Source organism: Paraburkholderia sp. MM5477-R1 (assembly GCF_050436385.1).
In the GTDB taxonomy this organism is placed as follows: Bacteria; Pseudomonadota; Gammaproteobacteria; order Burkholderiales; family Burkholderiaceae; genus Paraburkholderia; species Paraburkholderia tuberum.
Genome location: NZ_JBNDMC010000007.1, coordinates 1,840,840 through 1,859,945 on the forward strand (window position 1 = coordinate 1,840,840; position 19,106 = coordinate 1,859,945).

Here is a 19,106-nt window from a genome sequence, read left to right on the forward strand (position 1 = left end):
ACGCCGGCCCACGCCCGCTCAAACCACTTCGAACAAACCCGCCGCGCCCTGCCCGCCGCCGATGCACATCGTCACGACGACGAACTTCACGCCGCGCCGCTTGCCTTCGATCAGCGCATGGCCGACGAGCCGCGCTCCCGACACGCCGTACGGATGGCCCACCGCGATCGCGCCGCCGTTCACGTTCAGGCGGTCGTGCGCAATGCCGAGCTGGTCAGCGCAATAGAGCACCTGCACCGCGAACGCTTCGTTCAGCTCCCACAGGCCGATGTCCTCGACCTTGAGGCCGGCTTTCTTCAACAGCTTCGGCACCGCGAACACCGGCCCGATGCCCATCTCGTCGGGCTCGCAGCCGGCCACCGCGAAACCGCGGAAGATGCCGAGCGGCTGCAGCCCTTCGCGTTCGGCCAGCGTCGCGTTCATCACGACGCAAGCGGATGCGCCGTCCGAGAACTGGCTCGCATTGCCCGCGGTGACCACGCCGCCCGGCTGCGCGGTGCGAATCTTCGACACGCCTTCGAGCGTCGTGTCGGCGCGAATGCCTTCGTCGCTGCTGACGGTCACTTCCTTCGTGTAGAGACGGCCGCTCGCCTTGTCGGCGACGCCGGCGAGCACCGTCAACGGCACGATTTCGTCCTTGAATTTACCGGCTTCGAGCGCGGCCGCCGCGCGTTGCTGCGAGCGCACGCCGTATTCGTCCTGGCGTTCCTTCGAGATCGAGTAGCGCTTCGCGACGTTCTCGGCGGTCTGCAGCATCGACCAGTAGATTTCCGGCTTGTGCTCGGTGAGCCAGCCGTCGGTCATCATGTGGCGGTTCATCTCGTTCTGCACGCACGAGATCGACTCGACGCCACCCGCGACGTACACGTCGCCTTCGCCGGCGATCACGCGCTGCGACGCGAGCGCGATCGTCTGCAATCCCGACGAGCAGAAACGGTTCACGGTCATGCCCGGCACGCTGACCGGCAAGCCCGCGCGCAATGCGATCTGCCGCGCGATATTGCCGCCCGTCGCGCCTTCCGGATTCGCGCAACCCATGATCACGTCCTCGACGCGCGCCGGATCGAGCTTCGCGCGCTCGACCGCAGCCTGCGTCACGTGGCCGCCGAGCGTCGCGCCGTGCGTCATGTTGAAACCGCCGCGCCACGATTTGGCGAGACCCGTGCGGGCGGTGGATACGATTACGGCGTCAGTCATGCATGTCTCCAATTGCAGTGTCAGTAGTGGCGCGCCGGCTCACTGCCGTGCGTTCAAAAGCGCATCACCGCGCCGCCTCTGTCATTTGATGCGAGCGATGCGGGGGAAACCCGCACCGCTCAATTCGTGGGCTGAAGCCGGCCGCGCTCAGCCGTTGAACCCGCGGCCTTCGGCCGCGAGCTTCGCTATGCTCGGCGCGAGCTTCCACGCGTCGCCGTTCGGCCGCGCCGCATAGCGGCGAATCGCGCGCTCGACGTTGTAGAGCCCCACCGTGTCCGCGTACAGCATCGGGCCGCCGCGATGCAACGGGAAGCCGTAGCCGGTCAGATAGACCATGTCGATATCCGACGCCTTCGACGCGATGCCTTCCTCGAGAATCTTCGCGCCTTCGTTGACGAGCGCGAACACCAGACGCTCGACGATTTCCTCGTCGCTGATCTTCCGGCGCTCAGCGTTGGTTTCGTTCGAGTACTCGCCGATCATTTCGTTGACCACGCCCGAAGGGTATGCGGTGCGATCGCCCGCCTTGTAGTCGTACCAGCCGCCGCCGGTCTTCTGGCCGAAGCGGCCCATCTCGCACAGACGGTCGGCGATCTTCGAGTAGTGCATGTCGGGGTGTTCGAGATAGCGGCGCTTGCGGATCGCCCAGCCGATGTCGTTGCCGGCGAGATCGCTCATGCGGAACGGACCCATCGCGAAGCCGAACTTCTCGATGGCCTTGTCTACCTGCGCTGGCAACGCGCCCTCTTCGAGCAAGAAGAGCGCCTGACGAACGTATTGCTCGATCATCCGGTTGCCGATAAAGCCGTCGCACACGCCCGACACCACCGCGGTCTTCCTGATCTTCTTCGCGAGCTTCATCACGGTGGCGAGCACGTCCTTCGCGGTCTCCTTGCCACGCACGACTTCGAGCAGCTTCATCACGTTGGCCGGGCTGAAGAAGTGCATGCCGACCACATCCTGCGGACGTTTCGTGAACGCGGCGATCTTGTCGACGTCGAGCGTCGACGTGTTCGACGCGAGGATCGCACCGGGCTTCGCGACTTCATCGAGCCGGCGGAACACCTGCTCCTTCACACCCAGCTCTTCGAACACGGCTTCGACGATCATGTCGGCGTGCTTCAGGTCGTCGTAGGAGAGCGTCGAGCTCAGCAGCGCGAGGCGCTGTTCCATCACCTCGGGCTTCAGCTTGCCTTTCCTGACGGTCGCCTCGTAGTTCTTGCGGATCGTCGCGAGACCGCGGTCGAGCGCTTCCTGCTTCGTTTCCAGCAGCGTGACCGGAATGCCTGCGTTCAGGAAGTTCATCGCGATTCCGCCGCCCATCGTGCCGGCGCCGATCACGGCCACCCGATCGATGTCGCGCACCGAAGTATCTGACGGCACGTCGGGAATCTTGCTCGCCGCCCGCTCACCGAAGAACGCGTGACGCAGCGCGCGGCTCTCCGGCGTCTGCACGAGCGCGATGAAGCATTCGCGCTCGAATGCGAGGCCCTTGTCGAAGCCGTCCTTCACACCGGCTTCGACCGCGTCGATGCATTTATGCGGCGCCGGGAAGTTCTTCGCGATTGCCGCGACGCTATTGCGCGCGAACTGGATGAAACCGGCCGCATTCGGATGTTCGATCTTGCGCTCGCGCACCTTCGGATGCGGGCCGGCCGCGGCGCCGACCTTGCGCGCGAACGCGAGCGCGGCTTCGGCCAGTTCGGCGGGATTCGCGACGACTTCGTCGAACAGCCCCGAATCGGCGAGCTTTTCCGAGAGCACCGGCGCGCCCGACACGATCATGTTCAGCGACGCTTCCAGACCGATGGCGCGCGGCAGACGCTGCGTGCCGCCCGCGCCCGGCAGGATGCCGAGCTTCACTTCGGGCAGCGCGATCTGCGCGCCGGCCGCGGCGACGCGGTAATGCGCGCCGAGGGCAAGTTCGAGGCCGCCGCCCATCGCGACGCTGTGGATCGCCGCGACGACCGGCTTCGCGCTGCCTTCCACGGCCTTGATGACGGTCGCGAGCGTCGGCTCCTGGGTCGCCTTCGGCGTATTGAATTCGGTGATGTCGGCGCCGCCCGAAAAGGCCTTGCCCGCGCCCGTCAGCACGATGGCCTTGATGGCCGGATCGTTCTGCGCGCGCTCGAGCCCTTCGACGATACCCGCGCGCGTCGACAGACCGAGTCCATTGACGGGCGGATTGTTCAGCGTGAGGACGGCCACGCCGTCATGAGTTATGTAGTCCACTGCCATCTGCGTGCCTCCGTGCGATCCATGCATTGAGGCGGCGCATGATGCGCCGCCCGTCCGGTTCATCGAGCCTGCTTATGGTCAGACTTTTTCAAGCGACGGTTCCGGGGTCAGCAGGCACGATACACTAAAAAAGAACGAACGTTCAATTTATTCCAGAGTGGGGTTTCCCCTGAGACTCGGGGGTCAGCGGACAGCTGCGGCCGTCTTCGAGCGCGGACGGCAGCACGTGGTCGCGGAACAGATCGCGCAGCTTCAGCTTCTGCAGCTTGCCGGTCGCCGTGTGCGGTAGGTCGTCGACGAACACGACGTCGTCGGGGATCCACCACTTCGCGACCTTGCCGTCGTAGTACGCGAGCAGTTCGTCGCGGGTGACCTCTTGCCCCGCGCGTTTGACGACGACGAGCAACGGGCGCTCGGTCCACTTCGGATGCGCGCACGCGATGCACGCGGCTTCCGCGACCGCCGGATGCGCGAGCGCGACGTTCTCGACGTCGATCGAGCTGATCCATTCGCCGCCCGACTTGATCACGTCCTTCGAGCGATCGGTGATGTGCAGGAAGCTGTCGGGGTCGATCGTCGCGACGTCGCCGGTCGGGAACCAGCCGTCGATGAGCGGCGAGTCTTCCTTGCGGAAATACCGGTCGATGACCCACGGCCCGCGCACGTGCAGATCGCCGAACGCGACGCCATCCCAAGGCAGCTCGCGGCCATCCTCGCCGATGATCTTCATGTCGACGCCGTAGATCGCATGACCCTGCTTTTCGAGCAGTTTGCGCTGATCGGCGAGCGGCCGCTGGCTCTGCTCCCAGGTCAGCTTCGACAAGGTACCGAGCGGCGACATCTCCGTCATGCCCCATGCATGGATCACCTGCACGCCGTAGTCGTCCTCGAGTATCCGCAGCATCGAGGGCGGACAGGCGGAACCGCCGATCACCGTGCGCTCGAGCGACGAAAACCTCGCGCCCGTTTCGCGCAGGTGGTTCAGCAGACCGAGCCACACGGTCGGCACGCCGGCCGAGAACGTGACGCGTTCGCTCTCCATCAGTTCGTACAGCGACTTGCCGTCGAGATCCTTGCCGGGGAACACGAGCTTCGCGCCGGTCAGCGGCCCCGCGTGCGCGAGGCCCCATGCGTTGACATGGAACATCGGCACGATGGGCAGCACCGAGTCGCGCGCCGACAGGTTCATTGCGTCGGGCAACGCCGCGCCGAACGCGTGCAGTACCGTCGAGCGATGGCTATACAGCGCGCCTTTCGGATTGCCGGTCGTGCCCGACGTATAGCAGAGATACGACGCCTGGCGCTCGTCGAGCGCGGGCCAGTCGAAGCGGCCGTGCTGCCCGTCCATCAGCGTTTCGTAGCACAGCACCGACGTTTGCATCGGCGGCCGATGCGCTTCATCGCATAGTGCGATCCAGCCGCGCACGCGCGGGCATTGCGGCGCGAGCGTGTCGACCAGCGCGGCGAACGTCGTGTCGAACAGCACGTACGCATCGTCGGCATGATTGACGATGTAGGCGATCTGGTCGGGGAAAAGCCGCGGGTTGATCGTGTGACACACGGCGCCGAACCCGGTGGTGCCGTAATACGCTTCGAGATGCCGGTAGCCGTTCCACGCGAGCGTCGCAACGCGTTCGCCCGGTTCGACTCCGAGCGCGATGAGCGCCTGCGCGAGTTGCTTCGCGCGCTTCTCGCAATCGCGATAGGTGTAGCGATGCAGGTCGCCTTCGATGCGCCGCGACACGATCCCGGTGCTGCCGAAATGCCGCGCGGCATGCGCGAGCAACGATGACACGGTGAGCGGCACGTCCATCATCTGGCCCAGCAGCGGCGTCGTCATAAGGCGGGGTCTCCTCGGCTTGTTAGTTGGGTCGATGGGTTGGCGCAAGATCGTGGCGGCGTCGAGCGCAGCAGCATGGTCCGAACGATGAAGGCGGCCGCCCAGCAGCGCCGCGGGCGCGGACTTACAATATCGGCTAATCCAGAGGCGCTCAACATGTCGTTTTCCCCAAGCTTTGCAGGGCTATCCGCAGCTTTGACGGATCTTTCCAACACACTCGCCACTCCCCCAGCCAACGCGTTCGCGCGGCTCGGCGGCACGTTCCTCACGCGCCTGCCCGCCGCGCCGCTCGACGCACCCTATCTCGTCGGCTTCTCGGCCGAGACCGCCGCGCGGCTCGGGATGCCCGAGGGTATCGAGCGCGATCCGGGCTTTATCGAGCTGTTCTGCGGCAACGCGACGCGCGACTGGCCGGCCGACACGCTGCCTTATGCGTCGGTGTACTCGGGGCATCAGTTCGGCGTGTGGGCCGGCCAGCTCGGCGACGGCCGCGCGCTCGGTCTGGGCGAGCTCGAACACGACGGCGAGCGCAACGAACTGCAGCTCAAAGGCGCGGGCCGCACGCCCTATTCGCGCATGGGCGACGGCCGCGCGGTGCTGCGCTCGTCGATCCGCGAATATCTGTGCTCGGAGGCGATGCATCATCTCGGCATTCCGACCACGCGCGCATTGTCCGTGATCGGCTCCGACCAGCCGGTGCGGCGCGAGACGATCGAAACCGCCGCGGTGGTCACGCGCGTCGCGCCGAGCTTCGTGCGCTTCGGCCACTTCGAGCACTTCTACGCGAACGATCGTGTCGACGCGTTGCGCGCGCTCGCCGATCACGTCATCGAGCGCTTCTATCCGCATTGCAAGGAGGCCGACGATCCGTATCTGGCGCTGCTCGCCGAGGCGGTGCGCTCCACCGCGGATCTGATGGTCGACTGGCAGGCGGTCGGTTTCTGTCACGGCGTGATGAATACCGACAACATGTCGATCCTGGGCCTGACGATCGACTACGGCCCGTTCGGTTTCATGGATGGCTTCGATGCCGGCCATATCTGCAATCACTCCGATACGCAGGGCCGCTACGCCTACCGGCTGCAGCCGCAAATCGCGTACTGGAACCTGTTCTGCCTCGCGCAGGGACTGCTGCCGTTGTTCGGCGAGAAGCACGACGAAAGCGTGCGCGCCGACAAGGCGGTCGAAGATGCGCAGCACGTGCTCGCCGGCTTCAAGGACCGTTTCGCGCCGGCGCTCGAAAACCGCATGCGCGCGAAGCTCGGCCTCGAACAGGCGCGCGACGGCGACGACGCGCTGGTCAACCGGCTGTTCGAAGTGATGCACGCGAACCGCGCCGATTTCACGCTGACGTTCCGCAATCTCGCGCGCCTGTCGAAACACGATGCGAGCGGCGACACGCCGGTGCGCGACCTGTTCCTCGATCGCGTCGCCTTCGACGCATGGGCGAACGACTATCGCGCGCGGCTCGCCGAAGAGTCACGCGACGACGTTGCGCGCGCCATTGCAATGAATCGCGTGAACCCCAAATTCGTACTTCGCAACCATCTGGCGGAAACGGCGATCCAACGCGCGAAGGAGAAGGATTTCTCCGAGGTGGAACGGCTCGCGGCCGTGTTGCGTCACCCGTTCGACGAGCAGCCCGAATACGCGTCGTATGCGGGCCTGCCGCCCGACTGGGCGAACTCACTGGAAGTGAGCTGTTCGTCATGACGCGCCGGCGCGGTTGAATCGCCACGGCCGTGCCTCCAGAAAACACCGGCACGAACCAGCACAAACCCGCGAGACAAACCCGAGACAGGAACCCGACCATGAGCAACCCCGACGATCTCAAGCATGACGCCCCAGCCGTACAGAAAAGCGACGCCGAGTGGCGCAAGCAGCTGACCGACATGGAATACCAGGTGACGCGCCATGCGGCCACCGAGCGCCCGTTCACGGGCCGCTACGACGATCACTGGGAACGCGGCGTCTACGACTGCGTGTGCTGCGGCGCGCCGCTGTTCGAATCGGACACCAAGTTCGACGCCGGCTGCGGCTGGCCGAGCTATTTCCGCCCCATCAACGGCGAGGTGATCGCCGAGAAGACCGACCGCTCACACGGCATGCTGCGCATCGAGGTGCAGTGCAAGAACTGCGGCGCGCATCTGGGCCACGTGTTCGAGGACGGACCGGCGCCGACCGGTCTGCGTTACTGCATCAATTCAGCTGCGTTACAATTCGAGCCCAAGTAACGCGGCGCGGCAGCATCCCTGCCCGCCTTCGGCGCCGCATTGGAAGTGCGCGCGGCGCCCTTCCAATGCGGCAGTCCCGCTCGCCAGCGGGCACCGCGCACCTTGCACGCCAGGCGGGCGCGCTTCAACGTTCGACTCACTCTCCGACTTCCCGATCAGATAATGAAATTCCTGTTCGATCTGTTCCCGATCATCCTGTTCTTCGTCGCCTTCAAGATCTGGGGCATTTTCACGGCGACGGCAGTGGCGATCGTCGCCACGCTGGTGCAGATCGCGTGGGTGGCGTTCCGCCACCGCAAGGTCGACCCGATGCTGTGGGTGAGCCTCGGCGTCGTCGTCGTATTTGGCGGCGCGACGCTCGTGCTGCACAACGACACCTTTATCAAATGGAAGCCGACCGTGCTGTACTGGGCGTTTTCCGTCGCGCTGATCGTGTCGCAGCTCGGCTTCAACAAGAACCTGATCGAAGCGATGATGGGCAAGCAGATCACGCTGCCGCACGCGATCTGGGGCAAGCTGAACCTGATCTGGGCGGTGTTTTTCGTGCTGCTCGGTCTGCTGAACCTGTTCGTCGCGTATCACTACACGACCGATCAGTGGGTCAATTTCAAGCTGTTCGGCGCGACCGGCTGCCTGCTTGTGTTCATCGTCGGGCAGAGCCTGTGGCTGTCGAAGTACATGAAGGAGGAATGACATGAGCGACCTGTTCATGCACGCCACCACCGCCGAGCGCGCCGCGCTGATCGAGGCGCGCCTCGCGGCCGCGCTCGCGCCCGTCGAATCGATCCGCATCACCGACGACAGCGCGCAGCACGCGGGCCACGCTGGTGCCGCCGCCGGCGGTCATTTCAGTGTCACGATCGTGGCCGTCGCGTTTGCCGGTAAGCCCCGCGTGGCGCGGCATCGCATGGTGTATGATGCGCTGGCCGATGCCATGCAGCGCGGCATTCATGCCCTTGCCATCACGGCGTATACGCCCGAAGAATTTGCTTTGTTGCCCCGCTAGGAACCTTTCGATGACCTTGAAGAAAACCCGCCACTGGGTATTGCTGGCTGCGTTCGCGGCCGCACCTGCATTCGCACAGAACATCGCCGTGGTGAACGGCACGCCGATTCCGAAGTCGCGCGCCGATGCATTGATCCAGCAACTGGTTCACCAGGGACAGCAGGACACGCCGCAACTGCAGCAGGCCGTGCGCGAAGAGCTCGTGAATCGCGAAATCCTGATGCAGGAAGCGCTGCGTCGCGGGCTGCCGAACCGTCCGGACGTCAAGGCGCAAATCGCGGTCGCGCAGCAAACTGTCGTGCTGCGCGCGCTGATCGAAGACTTCGTAAAGAACAATCAGCCGACCGACGCCGAAATCACCGCGCGCTACAACGCGCTCGTCAAGGATGCGGGCGGCAAGGAATATCACCTGCACCATATCCTCGTCGACAACGAGCAACAGGCGAAGGACCTGATCGCGAAGATCAAGGCCGGCGCGAGCTTCGAGGCCCTGGCCAAGCAGTACTCGAAGGACCCGGGATCGGGCAAGAACGGCGGCGATCTCGACTGGTCGGATCCGAAGGCCTACGTGCCTGAATTCGCGGACGCGGCCACGCATCTGCAGAAAGGCCAGATGACCGACACGCCGGTGCATACGCAATTCGGCTGGCACATCATCCGTGTCGACGACATCCGCGCCGTCACGCCGCCGCCGCTCGAGCAGGTGCGCGCGCAGATCGTGCAGCAGATCCAGCAGGAAAAGCTGCAGGCGTTCGAAGAGAATCTGCGCAAGAACGCGAAGATTCAGTAAGGGTCGGCGGGCAGATCGTCTTCGGATAGTCCGCCTGGCTCTGAAGCCTGAATGCGATAAAGCCGCCCGTGGGCGGCTTTTTTGTTGCTGCAAGATTTGCAGCGGCGGCGTGCGTGGCTGCCGCAAACAGGAGCCGCCGCACGCGGGCGGGCAGCCCCTCGACTCATCAACCGAGCCAGCGACGCGCGTTCTGGAACGCGCGCAGCCACGGGCTCGCGTCCGTGCCGATCTCGCCCCAGCCCTGCGGATGCCAGCTCATTTGCACCGCGCGATGCACGCGCTCCATGTGCGGCATCAGCACCGTGAAGCGGCCGTCGGCCGTCGTGACCGACGTGATGCCCTCGGGCGAACCGTTCGGGTTGAACGGATACTGCTCGGTCGCCTGACCACGGTGATCGACATAGCGCATCGCGACCGCGACCTTCGACTTGTCGCCCTGCTGCGAGAAGTCCGCAAAGCCTTCGCCGTGCGCGACCGCGACCGGAATGCGCGAGCCTTCCATGCCGGCGAAAAAGAGCGACGGCGATGCCTGCACCTCGACGAGCGAGAAGCGTGCCTCGAACTGCTCCGACTTGTTGCGCGTGAACTTCGGCCATGCTTCGGCGCCGGGGATCATCGACGCGAGGCTGCTCATCATCTGGCAGCCGTTGCAGATGCCGAGCGCGAACGTGTCGCCACGACTGAAGAACGCGGCGAACATGTCGGCCAGTTGCGCGTTGAAGCGGATCGTCTTGGCCCAGCCTTCGCCGGCGCCCAGCGTATCGCCGTACGAGAAGCCGCCGCACGCGACCGCACCCGCGAAATCGGCGAGGTTCGCGCGGCCCGCGAGCAGGTCGCTCATATGCACGTCGTGCGCGTCGAAGCCGGCGCGATCGAATGCATAGGCCGTCTCCAGATGCGAGTTCACGCCCTGCTCGCGCAGGATCGCGACGCGCGGACGCGCGCCCTTGCCAACGCCCCGAAGGAAGTCCCCCTGGGGGACGCCCCTAAGGAAGTCCCCCTGGGGGACGAACGGGGCGGCGACATCGTCGGCCGGATCGAAGCTCAGCACCGGCGTGATGCCAGGGTCGGCCGCGTCGAGCAGCGCGTCGTATTCGGCGTCGGCGCAGGCCGGGTTGTCGCGCAGACGCGCGATGCGCCAGCTCACTTCGCTCCACGTGCGATGCAGTTCGGCACGCGGCGCCTCGTAGAGCTTCTTCGCGTCGCGATAGATCTCGATCACGTCGCGCTCGTTGGTCTTGCCGATCACGTGCGAGCACGCCGACAGATCATGCTCGCGCAGCGCGGCGAGCACCGCGTCGCGATCGGCCGCGCGCACTTGCACGACGGCGCCGAGCTCTTCGTTGAAGAGTGCGCGCAGCGTGCGGTCGTCGCGGCGGCCGCTGGTCTGCTTCACCCAGTCCTTCGCGTCGCCGTAATCGGATTCGTGGTGCGCGTCGAGCACGAGCATGTCGACGTTCAGCGACACGCCCGCGTGACCCGCGAACGCCATTTCGCAAACCGTCGCCCACAGGCCGCCGTCCGAGCGGTCGTGGTACGCGAGCAGCTTGCCGTCGCTATTGAGCGCCTGGATCGCGTTGAAGAAGCGCTTCAGATCTTCCGGATCGTCGACGTCCGGCACCGTGTCGCCGACCTGCTGCGTGACCTGCGCGAGAATGCTGCCGCCCAGACGCTGCTTGCCGCGGCCGAGATCGATCGCGATCAGCACCGACTCGCCGACTTCGCTCACGCGCTGCAGTTGCGGCGTCAGATGCTTGCGGACGTCTTCAACCGGCGCGAACGCGGAGATGATCAGCGACACCGGCGCGACCACTTCCTTCGCGACGCCGCTCTCTTCCCAGCGGGTGCGCATCGACAGCGAATCCTTGCCGACCGGAATGCCGATACCGAGCGCCGGGCACAGTTCCATACCGATCGCCTTGACCGTGTCGTAGAGCGCGGCGTCTTCGCCAGGCGCGCCGCACGCTGCCATCCAGTTGGCCGACAGCTTGAGTTTGTCGAGCGACGCGATCGGCGCCGCCGCGATGTTGGTGATCGCCTCGCCGACTGCCATACGGCCGGAGGCCGGTGCGTTGATGACGGCGAGCGGCGTGCGCTCGGACATCGTCATCGCTTCGCCGCTGAAGCCTGCGTAGTCCATCGTCGTGATCGCGACGTCGGCCACCGGCACCTGCCACGGACCGACCATCTGATCGCGCGCGGTCGTGCCGCCGACCGAGCGGTCGCCGATCGTGATCAGGAACGACTTGCTCGCGACCGTCGGATGACGCAGCACGCTCTGCGCGACGTCCTGCAGCGCGAGGCCGGTCACGTCGACCGGTTCGAGCCTGCGCTCGGCACGCTTTACGTCGCGGTGCATACGCGGCGCCTTGCCGAGCAGCACTTCCATCGGCATATCGACTGGCTGGTGCGCGCCTTCCTGCAGTTCGGAATCAATGAGCTTCAGCTGACGCTCGGCGGTGGCCGTGCCGATCACCGCGAACGGGCAGCGCTCGCGCTTGCACATCGCCTCGAACACCGGCAGATCCGCCGGCGCGATCGCCAGCACGTAGCGCTCCTGCGCTTCGTTCGACCAGATTTCGCGCGGCGACAGGCCGCTCTCTTCGAGCTGGATCTTGCGCAGTTCGAACAATGCGCCCTTGCCCGCACCGTCCACCACTTCGGGGAACGCGTTCGACAGACCGCCCGCGCCGACGTCGTGAATACTGAGGATCGGGTTCTTGTCGCCGAGTTGCCAGCACGCGTTGATCACTTCCTGCGCGCGACGCTCGATTTCCGGGTTGCCGCGTTGCACCGAGTCGAAGTCGAGCTCGGCGGTGTTGGTGCCAGTCGCCATCGAGCTCGCGGCGCCGCCGCCCATGCCGATGCGCATGCCCGGGCCGCCGATCTGGATCAGCAGCGAGCCTTCCGGCAGATCGTGCTTGTGCGTGTGCTGGTCGGAGATATTGCCGATGCCGCCCGCGATCATGATCGGCTTGTGATAGCCGCGCACGAGACCCGCGACGTTCTGCTCGTAGGTGCGGAAATAGCCGCCGAGGTTCGGCCGGCCGAATTCGTTGTTGAACGCGGCGGCGCCGAGCGGGCCGTCGATCATGATCTGCAGCGGCGAGGCGATGCGGTCCGGGCGGCCGTACGCTTCGTGCTGGTCGGCCGGATTGCGCTGCGCGAGCGGCTGAGCGGTGTCGCGGGCGTTTTCCCACGCCTCGACGCCATCCGGCAGTTCGAGGTTCGATACCGTGAAGCCCGCGAGGCCCGCCTTCGGACGCGCGCCGCGGCCGGTCGCGCCTTCGTCGCGGATTTCGCCACCTGCGCCGGTCGCGGCGCCCGGGAACGGCGAGATCGCGGTCGGATGATTGTGCGTTTCCACCTTCATCAGCGTGTGCGTGAGCTCGACGCTGCGGCCATAGTGCTCGGGCAATTCGCTCGCGCCGAGGTCGGCCGGCGTGCGCGGGAACCAGCGCTCGGCCATGCCGCCGACCATGATCGCCGAGTTGTCCGAATACGCGACGATCGTGCCCTGCGGGTTCAGCTTCTCGGTGTTGCGGATCATGTTGAACAGCGACATGTCCTGCTTCTCGCCGTCGATCGTCCAGTCCGCGTTGAAGATCTTGTGGCGGCAGTGCTCGCTGTTGGCCTGCGCGAACATCATCAGCTCGACGTCGGTCGGATTGCGGCCGAGCTTCGTGAATGCGTCGACCAGGTAGTCGATTTCGTCGTCGGCGAGCGCGAGGCCCAGTTCCGCGTTGGCGGTTTCGAGCGCGGCGCGGCCGCTCGCGAGCACGTCGACGGTTTGCAGAAGCTTGGCCGGCAATTCGTCAAACAGATGCAACGCATGGTCGCGCGACGGCGCGACGCTCTCGGTCATGCGATCGTGCAGCGCGGCGGCGACGGCCGCGCGCGCTTCGTCCGACAGCGTCTTCTTGCCGCCGAGCAGGCCGCTTTTCAGCGTCACCGAGTACTCGACGCCGCGCTCGATGCGGCGCACCCGCGTGAGCCCGCACAGATGCGCGATGTCGGTTGCCTTGCTGGCCCACGGCGACACGGTGCCAAAGCGCGGCACGACGAGGAAGGTCTCGACCGCGCCACGCTCCTTGCCCTCTTCGAACGGATTGCCGTAGTGCATCAGCGCCTCGATCTTCGCGCTGTCTTCAGCGGACAGTTCGGTCTGGGCATTGACGAAGTGCAGATACTGCCCGCGCACGCCGGTGATATTCGGGTCGATGCGCGTGAGCGTGTCGAGCAGGCGGGTTTGACGGAAATCGGAGAGGGCCGAAGCGCCGGGGAAACACGAGAAGTGGGCCATGGGACTTGACGTTGCGTCGCTCATTGATGCCGGGGAGCCGCGCATGCAGGCGACGTGAGGCGGAAAGGAAGTCCGGGATTATACCCCGGGAACGGGCTTCCAGCGGGCTCCGGGGTGCGTGGGCGGCGGGCCGCGCCTGCCCGCGCGAGGCGTCGCCGCGGTGCCCGTCGCGTCGCCGCGCGGGTGTTTTGACTGCTATCATTCGCGTTTCACCAGATCGGCGCACGCGGCCCGGGTTTCACCCGGCGGCGCGCCGCATGTCACAGCCAACGGGACCGCGCGCGAGCCGCCCGTCGGCACATCGAATCAGAGCATGGATGTCATCGTCATTGGCGGCGGGATAGCGGGCGTCGCCACCGCTTATCACCTGCGCGCGGCCGGCCACCGGGTATGCGTCGTCGAGCGTCACGCGACCGTCGCGCAAGGCGCCACCTACGGACAAGGCGGCAACGTGCTGCCGACGCCGCTCGACGTCTGGTTCGGCCCGACCTTCATGGCGAGCCGCTACAACGCGAAAAACGGCGTGATCAGCAAGACCGGCTTCAACGGCGCCGCGCGGCAGTTCATCAAGCAGCTCGGAGCATGGCAGGAGCCCGAGGCGTTCGCGCGCCAGTACGCGCTGCTGCGGCCGCTGATCGAATCCTCGCGCGATGCGATGGCCGACGTCGAAGCCCGCTTCGGCCTCGAATTCGAACAGGCGAGCGGTCTGCTGTACCTCGTGCGCAGCGCGCACGAATGGGAGCTGAACGCAGCCGCGCTCGATCTGCTGCACCGGTTCGAGGTGCCGCATCACGTGCTGAGCCCGGCCGAATGCGCGGCGTTCGAGCATGCGGTCCCCACAGATCCTGAATTCGCCGGCGGCGTGCTGTTCGAGCACGAGCGCACCGCGAACTGTCCGCTTTTTACCAAGCTCGTCAAACAGGTGCTCGATACCCAAGGCGGCGTGCAGTTCATGCCGAACTGCGAGGTGACCGGCATTCGTCTCGACAGTCAGCGCGCGGCGGTCGAGCTGGCGCCGCGCGACGGCGCGCCCCGCTCGCGCGAGATCGACGTGGTCCAGGCCGACGCCGTCGTGGTCGCCGCCGGTTACGGCAGCCTCGCGCTGCTCGAACGCGCGGGGCTCAGGCTGCCGCTGCATCCGCTGCGGCTGCACTCTCTGGTCGCGCCGATCGCGCACGAGGAATGCGCGCCGCACGTCGCGATCGTCGATGCGGTCAAGCGCATCGGCATCAGCCGCATGAACCATCGGCTGCGGATCGCGGGCGGCGCGGTGCTGCAAAGCGCGAGCCAGATCGACAAGCCGCTCGGCGACGCGCTGACCAAGGAGGCGCTCGCGTTGCTCGGCCAGGCGACGCACGACTGGATTCCGGGCGCCGCGCGCATTTCGGCGGCGCTGCCGTGGGAAGGCGTGAAACTGCTGTCGCCCGATGGCTTGCCGGTGATCGGCAACGCGCTGCATCCGCGGCTGTTCATCAACGTCGGGCATGGCCCGGCCGGCTGGGGTCTCGCCTGCGGCGCGGGCAAGCTCGTTGCACAGCTGATGTCGGGACAGACGCCGACGTTGCCGCAAGACACGCTCGCTGCATTGAGGCCGGAGCGGTTCCAGTAAGGTTTCGTGCGGTTCCAGGCGGGTATGGCGGGCTGACAGCCCGCTGTCGATACCCCGCGTTCATCGCGCCGCTTCCGCCGCACGCACCGAAACAGCCGCACGCCTTGCGCCTATCGGCACTAACATAGCGATTCCAAAGTCTGCCCGCGGCGCCGCGGGCGCACCGCCAGGTTTCGCCATGACAGACGCAGAAAACTCGCTGCTCTCCCTTTTCGATCCGCTGACCGACTCGCAGCCGGTTGCGTTGCCGCTGCTGACGCTGACCGACTTGCGGATCGCCGAATCCCAGGCCGCCGCGGCCCTGCCCGAGCACACACTGATGGCGCGCGCCGGTCACGCGGCCGCGCGCTGGCTGCTCGAACGGATCGCCGCGGATACGTCGGTGACGAAGTCGCAGCAGCGCGCGTGGCTGGTCGCCGGCCCCGGCAACAATGGTGGCGACGCGCTGGTCGTCGCGACGGAACTGCACAAGGCCGGCATCGCAGTAGAAGTCTGTATGCCGGTTGAAGTGAAGCCCGCCGACGCGCGCTGGGCGCTCGACGCCGCGCGCGCCGCCGGCGTGCCGATCGACGCGGCGCCGCCCGCCTCGCTCGACGGCTATGGCTGGCTCGTCGATGGTATGTTCGGCATCGGTCTTGCGCGGCCGCTCGACGGCGTCTTCGCGACGCTCGCGCGGCAGTTGTCGCAGTGCACGAAGGCGCGCCCGACACAAGGCGCCGTGCTCGCGCTCGATGTGCCCAGCGGGCTCGACAGCGACACCGGCGCGGTGATCGGCGGCAACGGCGCGGCGGCGGTCCATGCGACGCACACGATCACGTTCATCGGCGCGAAGCCGGGGCTTTTCACCGCGCAAGGCCGCGATCTCGCCGGGCGAGTGACGGTCGCACCGATCGGGCTCGTGGCAGGGATCAACGGCGGGGGCAGCCAGGACGCCGCCACCAGCGCCTCACGTGCGGCGATCCAGCTCAGCGCGCCCGATCTCTTCGGCCCCTTCATGCCCCCACGCAACTTCGCGGCCAACAAGGGCACCTTCGGCAGCCTCGCGGTGGTCGGCGGCGACACCGGCATGTGCGGCGCGCCGATTCTCGCGGCGCGCGCGGCGCTCTACACCGGCGCGGGCAAGGTCCACGTCGCGCTGCTCGGCGAAGGCGCCCCGCCCTACGATCCGCCGCACCCCGAACTGATGCTGCATCCGATCGCCACGCTGCCGCTCGATTCGATGGACGCACTCGCGATCGGCTGCGGCATGGGGCACGGCGAACGCGCGACGCGGGTACTGCACGACGTGCTGCAACTCGACGTGCCCAAGCTGTTCGATGCCGACGCGCTGAACCTGGTCGCCAAGGATCCCGCGCTCGCCGCGGAAGTCACCGCGCGCGGCGTGCAAGGCGATCCGTGCATTTTCACTCCGCATCCGCTCGAAGCGGCGCGCCTGCTTGGCAGCGATGCGGCGAGCGTGCAACGCGACCGTCTCGCGGCCGCACGCGCGCTCGCGGCGCGTTTTGCGAGCGTCGTCGTGCTGAAGGGCGTCGGCACGATCATCGCCGCGCCCGACGGCCGCCTCGCGCTGAACCCGACCGGCAACGCCGCGCTCGCGACGGGCGGCACCGGCGACGTGCTCGGCGGCATCATCGGCGCGCTGCTCGCGCAGCATCTGCCACGCTTCGAGGCGGCGCTCGCGGGCGTCTATCTGCACGGCCTCGCCGCCGATGCGCTGACCGCGCAGGGCCACGGCCCCGCCGGGCTGACGGCCGGCGAGCTGGCACCGATGGTGCGTACCTTGTTGAACCGGCTGTTCTATTCGGCGTCGCTTGCTTGACGCGCGCGATTGCTCTGAATACGAATCGCGTTCGCGGCGCTCGTCACACCGATGAAACATCGCGATCCCAATCATTGCGAGCGCGCGCAACGCCCTGCTGCCCGTCGCGCATCCCCGCTATACTGATTGCCTGCGCCGCGCGTCGGGTCGATCGCGGGTCGCGGCGATACTCCAGCGGGCGCGGGCGCCGCCTCGCGTGTTCGCGAAGTTCATCCGCTTCGCGAAGTATCGTCGGCACCTGTCCCGATCCGGGCCGCGTGGCATCGCTCTGACTGCATCGCCGCATCATTCTCGGCCACGCTTCATGCGCGCGCCTTCCTTCGTGCCCCTTGGTTAGACGGACGCTATGACCCAGAACTCGCTCCCCTCCTGGTCCTCGCTGCAGACGCATTACGACACGATTCGCGATGCGCATCTGCGCGACTGGTTCGCTCCCGAGAACGATCCCGCTCCCACGCGCGCCGAACGCTTCACGTTCGCGGGCGGCGGTCTCTCAGCCGATTTCTCGAAGCACCGCATCACCGACGAAACCCTGCAACTGCTCGTGCAACTCGCCCGCGAAGCCGGCGTCGAGAAGCGCCGCGACGCGATGTTCGCGGGCGAGGTCGTCAACCCGACCGAAGGCCGCGCCGCGCTGCACACGGCCTTGCGCGCAACCGACCCGAAGGCGCCGTTCTTCGTCGAAGTGCAGGCCGAGCGCAAGAAAATGGCCGCGTTCGCCGAGCAGGTCCGCAGCGGCACATGGACCGGCTACACCGGCAAGCGGATCCGTCATGTCGTAAACATCGGCATCGGCGGCTCGGATCTAGGGCCGAAGATGGTCGTGCACGCATTGCATCATCTCGCGACGCCCGAGATCTCGACGCACTTCGTGTCGAACGTGGACGGCGCCGATCTGTACAGCGTGATGCAGCAGATCGATCCCGAAGAGACGCTCGCGATCATCGTGTCGAAGACTTTCACGACGCTGGAGACGATGACCAACGCGCGCTCGCTGCGCGACTTTTTCATCCAGAAAGGCTGCCCGGAAAGCGCGCTGGCGAAGCACTTCGTCGGTGTGTCGGCCAATACCGCCGAAGTCGTCAAGTTCGGCATCGCGCAAGAGAACGTGTTCTCGATGTGGGACTGGGTCGGCGGACGCTACTCGCTGTGGTCGGCCGTCGGTCTGTCGATCATGATCGCGGTAGGTCCGCAACAGTTCGACGAGCTGCTCGCCGGCGCCAACGAGATGGACCAGCACTTCCGCACCGCGCCGCTCGACAGGAACCTGCCGGTGCTGCTCGGCATGATCGGCATCTGGTATCGCAACTTCTTCGGCTCGCAGAGCTATCTGGTCGCGCCGTATTCGCAGGCGCTGCATTTCCTGCCGTCGTATCTGCAGCAGCTCGAAATGGAGAGCAATGGCAAGTCCGCGCGTCTCGACGGCGCGTTCGTCGACTATGCGACTTCCGCAGTCACGTGGGGCGAGCCGGGCACAAACGGTCAGCACGCGTTTTTCCAGATGCTGCACCAGGGCCCGACGATCGTGCCGATCGATTTCATCGCGCTGCTGACGCCCGAGCATCCGCTCGCGAGCCATCATCCGAAGCTGCTCGCGAACTGCTTCGCGCAGAGCGAAGCGTTGATGCTGGGTCGCACGCTCGAGGAAGCGAAGAAGGTGGCCGGCCCCGACAAGCCGGAACTCGCACCGCACCTGACGTTCCCCGGCAACCGCCCCACCGCGACGCTGCTGCTCGACGCGTTGACCGCGCGCACGCTCGGCGCGCTGATCGCGCTTTATGAGCACAAGGTGCTGGTGCAGGCGTCGGTGTGGAACATCAACCCGTTCGATCAGTGGGGCGTCGAACTCGGCAAGATCCTCGGCAAGGTGGTCGAGGCCGATCTGGGCGCGGCGAGTACCGACGTGAAGAAGCATGACTCGTCGACGTCGGCGCTGATCGCGCGGGCCCGGGCTGCGTTGAAGCGCTGAATGGAAGTCTGGAGCGCACGATAGCGGGCGATAACGCGCCACAAACAGAACGAAGCGGGCTACGGCCCGCTTTGTTTTTGCTTCGACGACGACATGCTCGA

At 66.4% G+C, this 19,106-nt stretch carries 12 protein-coding genes; 8 read left to right on the forward strand and 4 right to left on the reverse strand.

Going from position 1 to position 19,106, the window contains the following annotated elements; translation table 11 throughout:
• Positions 1 to 18: 18 nt before the first annotated feature.
• From OKW35_RS37305 to OKW35_RS37315, 3 genes are all read right to left on the reverse strand, one after another.
• The gene (locus OKW35_RS37305; protein WP_429336422.1) at positions 19 to 1,197 is read right to left on the reverse strand and encodes an acetyl-CoA C-acyltransferase; all 1,179 of its coding nucleotides are present in this window, start codon (positions 1,195 to 1,197) and stop codon (positions 19 to 21) included.
• A 147-nt stretch (positions 1,198 to 1,344) separates the two neighbouring features.
• Positions 1,345 to 3,435 (reverse strand): 3-hydroxyacyl-CoA dehydrogenase NAD-binding domain-containing protein, encoded by a 2,091-nt coding sequence (locus tag OKW35_RS37310; RefSeq protein WP_429554686.1) that lies wholly within the window; start codon positions 3,433 to 3,435, stop codon positions 1,345 to 1,347.
• Between the two features lie 142 nt (positions 3,436 to 3,577).
• Complete coding sequence (locus tag OKW35_RS37315) at positions 3,578 to 5,275, reverse strand: 3-(methylthio)propionyl-CoA ligase (protein ID WP_429554687.1); 1,698 nt, start codon at positions 5,273 to 5,275, stop codon at positions 3,578 to 3,580.
• Between the two features lie 156 nt (positions 5,276 to 5,431).
• Here OKW35_RS37315 and OKW35_RS37320 point away from each other — a divergent pair, with 156 nt between their 5' ends.
• The 5 genes from OKW35_RS37320 to OKW35_RS37340 all read left to right on the forward strand — a co-directional run bounded on the left by OKW35_RS37320 (position 5,432) and on the right by OKW35_RS37340 (position 9,305).
• Positions 5,432 to 6,988 carry a protein adenylyltransferase SelO gene (locus OKW35_RS37320; protein WP_429488732.1) on the forward strand — a complete coding sequence of 519 codons (1,557 nt, stop codon included), beginning with the start codon at positions 5,432 to 5,434 and terminating at the stop codon, positions 6,986 to 6,988.
• Positions 6,989 to 7,086: 98 nt separating this feature from the next.
• Positions 7,087 to 7,509 carry a peptide-methionine (R)-S-oxide reductase MsrB gene (gene msrB, locus OKW35_RS37325; protein WP_090804758.1) on the forward strand — a complete coding sequence of 141 codons (423 nt, stop codon included), beginning with the start codon at positions 7,087 to 7,089 and terminating at the stop codon, positions 7,507 to 7,509.
• 162 nt (positions 7,510 to 7,671) lie between these two features.
• Positions 7,672 to 8,202, forward strand: a complete 531-nt coding sequence (locus OKW35_RS37330) for a septation protein A (protein ID WP_085481354.1) — start codon at positions 7,672 to 7,674, stop codon at positions 8,200 to 8,202.
• Position 8,203: 1 nt separating this feature from the next.
• Positions 8,204 to 8,515, forward strand: a complete 312-nt coding sequence (locus tag OKW35_RS37335) for a BolA family protein (RefSeq protein WP_013089413.1) — start codon at positions 8,204 to 8,206, stop codon at positions 8,513 to 8,515.
• Positions 8,516 to 8,525: 10 nt separating this feature from the next.
• A complete protein-coding gene (locus OKW35_RS37340; RefSeq protein ID WP_184065044.1) occupies positions 8,526 to 9,305 on the forward strand; it encodes a peptidylprolyl isomerase in 780 nt (259 codons plus the stop codon).
• 166 nt (positions 9,306 to 9,471) lie between these two features.
• On the opposite strand, the gene purL is transcribed toward OKW35_RS37340, so the two are convergent.
• Entirely contained in the window at positions 9,472 to 13,608 is a 4,137-nt protein-coding gene (gene purL / locus OKW35_RS37345; protein ID WP_429488731.1) for a phosphoribosylformylglycinamidine synthase, read from the reverse strand.
• Positions 13,609 to 13,921: 313 nt separating this feature from the next.
• Here purL and OKW35_RS37350 point away from each other — a divergent pair, with 313 nt between their 5' ends.
• The 3 genes from OKW35_RS37350 to pgi all read left to right on the forward strand — a co-directional run bounded on the left by OKW35_RS37350 (position 13,922) and on the right by pgi (position 19,005).
• Entirely contained in the window at positions 13,922 to 15,217 is a 1,296-nt protein-coding gene (locus OKW35_RS37350) for an NAD(P)/FAD-dependent oxidoreductase (protein WP_429554688.1), read from the forward strand.
• A gap of 178 nt (positions 15,218 to 15,395) precedes the next feature.
• Positions 15,396 to 17,036: an NAD(P)H-hydrate dehydratase gene (locus OKW35_RS37355; RefSeq protein ID WP_429554689.1), complete on the forward strand. Its 1,641-nt coding sequence runs from the start codon at positions 15,396 to 15,398 to the stop codon at positions 17,034 to 17,036.
• Positions 17,037 to 17,382: 346 nt separating this feature from the next.
• On the forward strand, positions 17,383 to 19,005 hold the full coding sequence (gene pgi, locus OKW35_RS37360) for a glucose-6-phosphate isomerase (protein ID WP_429355497.1): 1,623 nt from the start codon (positions 17,383 to 17,385) through the stop codon (positions 19,003 to 19,005).
• Positions 19,006 to 19,106: the final 101 nt, after the last annotated feature.